General features: G+C 75.3%; 3 protein-coding genes. All 3 read right to left on the minus strand.

The features are described 5' to 3' along the window. Positions 1 to 405, minus strand: a 405-nt coding sequence (locus AB8Z36_RS40640; RefSeq protein WP_369218364.1) for an alkaline phosphatase family protein, incomplete at its 3' end; no start/stop codon positions are given. Further along, complete coding sequence (locus AB8Z36_RS40645; protein WP_369218365.1) at positions 405 to 992, minus strand: DUF5998 family protein; 588 nt, start codon at positions 990 to 992, stop codon at positions 405 to 407. The genes AB8Z36_RS40640 and AB8Z36_RS40645, both read right to left, overlap by 1 nt. Positions 993 to 1,062: 70 nt before the next feature. Continuing rightward, a partial coding sequence (locus AB8Z36_RS40650) for an acetate--CoA ligase family protein (protein ID WP_369218366.1) occupies positions 1,063 to 1,266 on the minus strand: 204 nt, incomplete at its 5' end.

Below are 1,266 nucleotides of genomic sequence, written 5' to 3' on the forward strand. Positions count from 1 at the left end.
GTTCATCAGCTCGCCGGTGGCGGGGTCGCGCACCGTGTACCCCGGCAGGCCGTGCGCGCCGGGCGGCAGACCCGTGCCGACCGAGGCGAGCGAGGCCGCGGTGGTGGCGGGGAACCCGGCGGTGAGCGGCTGCCCCGTGCCGCCCCGCGAACTCGACAGGAGCGACGTCAGGAAGGGCGCCTCCGCGGGGTGCGCCTTGAGCTGCTCCCAGCCGAGACCGTCGATCAGGAAGACGCAGTTGCGGTCGGCGGGGGCGAGCTCGGCGATGGCCGGCGCGTGGCCGGGCACGCCCTGGTGGGCGACGAGCGTGGGCAGCAGGTCGGCGAGCGATCCCGAGCCGTACGCGGGCACGGGGGCGGTGTCGAGGGCGAGCGGCTCCACGTCGTCCCAGGCGGGCAGGGACATCAGCGGGCGGTCTCCGCGGTGGCCTCGGACAGCGCCTGGGCGAAGGCGAGGGTCTGCCGCACGGCGTCGGGGCCGTCCCCGGCCTCGCTGACGCGCAGGCTCAGGTCGTCGGCGGTGGAGCTGCCGGTGTACCCGTGGTCGGCCTCGCAGTTGGGGTCGCCGCAGGCCGCGGGCTCCAGATCGATACGGGAGACCGCGCCCCAGCCGATGGTCAGGACGACCTCGCGGGGCGGGGTGCCGGGAACGTACTTCTCGGGGTTGGCGACGACGCGGCTGAGCACGACCGAGGAGATCCGGCCGATCTTGACCGACTCCGTGGAGGTCGTCGCGTACGGCGTGGGCGAGGTGCCGTCCGCCGCCTGCTCGTCGGTGTGACTGACGATGAAGCGGTTGCCGGTCAGCACGAGGACCGTGACGTGCCTGCGCACCTCGTTGGCGTCGAACGTCGTCTCCTGGTGGACCAGGTACGACCCGATGGCCTCGCCGCCGATGGCGGCCTCCACGGCCTCGGCCACGAGGGCCGGGTAGTAGCCGCTGCGCTCGATCGCCGCGCGCAGCCCCTGGGTCGTCGTACCGGTCTTTGCCATGCCGTCCATCCTACGGCCCGGCGCGGGGCCCACGGGCCCCCGCGGGCGGCCCGGCACCCGGGGGCCGGGTTCAGTAGCCGGGAAGCGTCCGCGGGCCCAGGTCGTCGCGGGCGGGCGGGGGCGCGAGCCGCACCGACGCGCCGAGTACGGAGAGGCCGCGCGTGGCCACGACCACGGGCTCCAGGGAGACGCCGACCACTTCGGGATGGTCGTCGACGAGCCGGGAGACCCGCTGGAGCAGCTCCTGGAGGGCCGGGGTGTCGACGGGGGCCGA

Origin of the sequence: Streptomyces flavofungini (genome assembly GCF_041028215.1) — a bacterium.
In the GTDB taxonomy this organism is placed as follows: Bacteria; Actinomycetota; Actinomycetes; order Streptomycetales; family Streptomycetaceae; genus Streptomyces; species Streptomyces flavofungini_B.

Coding starts and splice junctions, on each gene's coding strand:
- AB8Z36_RS40645 (WP_369218365.1), bottom strand. CDS start 992: ATGGCAAAGACCGGTACGACGACCCAGGGGCTGCGCGCGGCGATCGAG.